Genomic DNA, 4,104 nt, shown 5'->3' on the forward strand with positions numbered 1-4,104 from the left:
TGAAAGGATGATAACTTATATTTTTTTCTGTCCGATTTCTACGGCATATTATATTTTTCTGTATTCTGCTACAAGCATACCCAGCTTCATTAAACCTCCTTCAATCTTTGTTTAAGTGTTTTCTTCTTATCTTCAAACATTTCATTATATTCATTAACTGTCTGAATGGGATTATAGGAGTAATTTATCAAGTGATTTGCTAAAATATTTTGTCCAGGTTCTATTAATTTTTTAATCCTATTCACCTTTTCTAAAGCCCTTCCAGTTTTAAACTTTACTAAATATCCTCTTTTCTTTGAAGAAGGAAGAGGAGAACCCAGTTTACGAGTCCCCCTCCAGTTTATGAGAGAAGTTGAGGTTATATTTTTTAATAAAAGAATAACAGTTTAATTTTCTATTCTTTCTTCTATATAAGTCCGTGTTATAATTAAGAGTAATGGCTGTAACTCTTATGAGTAGCTTAATTAGCACCTATTTAAAATTAAAATTGATATGCCTGAGACTCAATGTTTTCGTTGATGTAAAAGCAATAGCCTTATATCTATTGAAATAGAGAGTAATTTCCTTTACTTATTTCTTCTTATTAAGAGGGATTTATTTATATTTTAGATACTTAAATCTGACTCTTGAATGTTATAATGCTTCATTCTGTCTGATTTTTCTTCAAGAAATTTTATTAATAAAACTTTATTGCCTGAAAATGCTTTATAACCTGTTGATAAAATATTGAGTATTTCTTGTCTTTTGTCCATTTCTAAAGGCTTTTGTACTTCAAATTCTTGTTTATTTTGATTTTCTTTAAATTCTCTGATCTTTTTAATCCTGGCATTATAAAAAATATCTATATTTTCTTGCCTAAAATAAGGTTCTAAGCTATTAACTTTGTTGATTTCATATTCATTCAGCATAATAAATTTATCAAGATTTTCTCTCTGAAAGTTTGTTAAAGACATTCTTCCCAGTTTAATCTTTGCTAGTTTTTCTTTATCACCTTCTGAAAGATTAGAAAGAGCTTCACTATAGGCGATAGTATCAGTTTTACTTAGTTCTAAAAGAAATTTTAAAGAAAATAATAATTTTTCTTGTTTTTTATCTGTTTCTTTTTCTGTTATTACATGATTCAGCTCTTTTTGACACTTTGGTAAATCAATTTGAGCTGTATCAGGTGTCAAATTAAGCAAGTCAAAAAAAGTTTGAGTTAGATTATATCTGTTTGAAAATTTAAGTTCTATGATGATTACATTAGCCTTAGCGAGTTCTTTTATAGCTCTTTTAACACTGCTTAAAGAAATGCCGAGTTTATCAGCAATAGTTTCTTGCTTAGGGAACATATAAACCTTTGCAGGATTATAGCAATCAATCAAATAAAGCAGTACAAGCTTTGCAGTTGGACTTATATTGAACTTTGATAAACTTTGTAAGGTAATCTTACTTAATTTAAATTGTGTCGGTTTTTGTTGTAATGATGCCGTATTTTGCATAATTCTTTCAATCCTCCTAAAATATTTGCATAACAAAACTTGCAAAACTTCAAGAAAGAGCTATAATTAATTTGAGATTAAATGAGAGCTTTCTTTCGAGAAGGTTCTTTTTTGTTTGTAAAGTTTTTGACATGACCATGATAATAGATTTATAATATGTGTCAATAACTGGTTTGTCTGGTTAGTTTTCACACTTAGTAAGGTTAGTTTAGGGTTAGTTATGCAAAAAGTTTCAATTAAAAGATTAGCTGAAATATGCGGTGTTTCTGATACTGCAATAAGAAAACTTGTACATAGTAGTAAATTGCCATCTGAAAAAGACCTAAAAGGTAATTATTATTTAGATTTAGATGATGAAATAATTAAAGAATATATTACAAAGCATAACCAGTTTGATGCTGAAGTTATAGAGGTTAGTTCAGAGGTTAACCAACCAAAAAACCAACCAAATGATATAGTTATGATTGAGTTAGTCAACAAAATAGAGTACCTTTCTAAACTTGCTGGAAAGGCTGAATTGCTCACTGATAACCTAATTACTAAAGACCAGGATGTTAAATACTGGCAAGAAAAGTTCTTTGAATTACAAAACCTATACAACCAAACAAACCAAAGTAATATAACTTTACAAACTAAGGTTAGTGAACTTGAAAAAGAAAATGAAAAGCTTAAGCAAAAATCATTCTTTGGTTTAAAGTTTGGAAAATAAGTCCATGCCCGATAAAAAGTTTTATACATATATTTTATTAACAGTTAATAATAAGCTTTATTGTGGTTACACAGATGATCTCAGAAAGAGATTTGAAAGTCATTTAAATGGTACAGCTTCAAAATTTACTAAAGCAAATAAACCTGTTAAAATTGTTTATAGTAAAGAATATAAGACAAAATCAGAAGCTATGAAAGAAGAATATAGGATCAAAGGACTAACAAGAAAACAGAAAGATGATTTAATTTAGAGTTTAACCCCTTAAAACAAAATTACGGCTGCCCTTGAGCAACCGTCTGATGCTAGTATTATTACGTATTTATTGTATAATGTCAATAGATAGCAAATAAGTTTTTATTCTTATTAATAAAGGACTCACAATTTTTTATGGCTGGTAAATACGACAAGCAAAGATTTATAAGCAAAATAATATCTCAATTATCTTTAGATAGTGAGAGAGGCTTGCAAATCGGAGAATTTTTAGAAACAGTTCCTTACTATAGATTAACTCCATATATTGAACTTTTAACAAGTAATAGTCAAGCTGTAGAATTTTTATATCGGTTAAGCCAGGATTTTAAAGATAAATGGGATATGGTTGTATACTTATACCGCTATAATATCAAACTTTCAACTGCTATTTATCCTTATATTTACTTGTTTGAAACAACTTTAAAGAATAAAATTAATAATTATCTATGCTCAACAATAGGTTATGATTGGATTTCAAGTGAGCAATTGTTTTATACATTCAAGGACAAGGATAAAAGAGACTTATTAAAGGTTATAAGTTCTTATAGATATGATAATAAAACTTTTGATAATATGTATTTTGTTGATAACTATACCACTTTAGGCTTTTGGACACTATTAATAAAGAATAAATCATTATGGGATGGGAAAAATATTAAACTGAAAGATATTTTTATTAATGATGCAGATTATTTACAAGTTAAAAACAAGCTTGAAAGTGTAAGAAAGCTTAGAAATGATATATCCCACCATAATAGAATAATTGGTTTAACAATACTGAGACGAGAAACTTCTTCAGGGAAAATCAATTATAAGCTTAAAGATATTTACAGCAACATTATTGATTTATTCCAGGTGATGAATTGTCAGAAATTAAGTTGGATGCTTGGAGATTTACATTGTGCTGCTGAAGATTTCTGTGATGGTAATTCTTTTGAAGTTTTATATGATAAACTTGAATTTATTCTCAAGCTTAATTGTAAATCTCAAATATAACATAAATCCTGTAGTAACAATATAAACAAGTAATTAAATCTCTTAAAACCTGTGTATAGTTAAAATCATTTCTGTAACACAATAATAACAAGGATTAACAGAAATAGAAATTAACAAAAATGCCTATCGTATAATTATATAGATAACATAAATTAATTAAATTTTAATAAGATTATATAAGTTTATATAAGATATTATACTATATAAGATTATATTAAAATAAAATAGGAATAGGAATACTATAAGATTATATGAGTAATATAATTATGTATTTGCATAGCTGCTGTTTTTAATCACCTATAGATTATATTCATTCCTGCTTACTATCACTTATAGGTTATATTTCAACCTTTCTCCATAATCTTAAAGCTTGTGGATATTGAGTACATTAAAATGAGATAGATAGCTACCTATTTGGTATACATTCTATTCATTCTGATAACTTTCTACCTAATTAATATTTAACTCACCTTCTTGTCGATGCTAGTGAGCTTAAATTATGTATATTTATATTAAGATAACTATTAAAATCTTATGAGAGATTTATTTTCTTCCTCCTGCTTTTAGATCAGATAAAGTTTTCCACAATATCAGCACAAGTCTTTAGCAAGTTTTTCTATTTTATCTCGATGAAAGGATGATAACTTATATTTTTTTCTGTCCGAT

4 protein-coding genes are annotated in these 4,104 nt (G+C 27.3%); 3 read left to right on the forward strand and 1 reads right to left on the reverse strand.

The genetic code is table 11. From position 1 onward, the window contains the following. Positions 1-605: 605 nt before the first annotated feature. Positions 606-1,481 (reverse strand): helix-turn-helix domain-containing protein, encoded by an 876-nt coding sequence (locus WCG23_12995; protein ID MEI8390787.1) that lies wholly within the window; start codon positions 1,479-1,481, stop codon positions 606-608. A gap of 220 nt (positions 1,482-1,701) precedes the next feature. On the opposite strand from WCG23_12995, the gene WCG23_13000 reads away from it, so the two are divergent. From WCG23_13000 to WCG23_13010, 3 genes are all read left to right on the forward strand, one after another. Beyond that, positions 1,702-2,190 carry a hypothetical protein gene (locus tag WCG23_13000; protein ID MEI8390788.1) on the forward strand — a complete coding sequence of 163 codons (489 nt, stop codon included), beginning with the start codon at positions 1,702-1,704 and terminating at the stop codon, positions 2,188-2,190. Positions 2,191-2,194: 4 nt separating this feature from the next. Continuing rightward, positions 2,195-2,440, forward strand: a complete 246-nt coding sequence (locus tag WCG23_13005; GenBank protein ID MEI8390789.1) for a GIY-YIG nuclease family protein — start codon at positions 2,195-2,197, stop codon at positions 2,438-2,440. Between the two features lie 137 nt (positions 2,441-2,577). After that, positions 2,578-3,438, forward strand: a complete 861-nt coding sequence (locus tag WCG23_13010) for an Abi family protein (protein MEI8390790.1) — start codon at positions 2,578-2,580, stop codon at positions 3,436-3,438. The last annotated feature ends 666 nt before the right edge of the window (positions 3,439-4,104 follow it).

Source organism: bacterium (assembly GCA_037147175.1).
GTDB lineage: Bacteria > Cyanobacteriota > Vampirovibrionia > Gastranaerophilales > UBA9971 > UBA9971.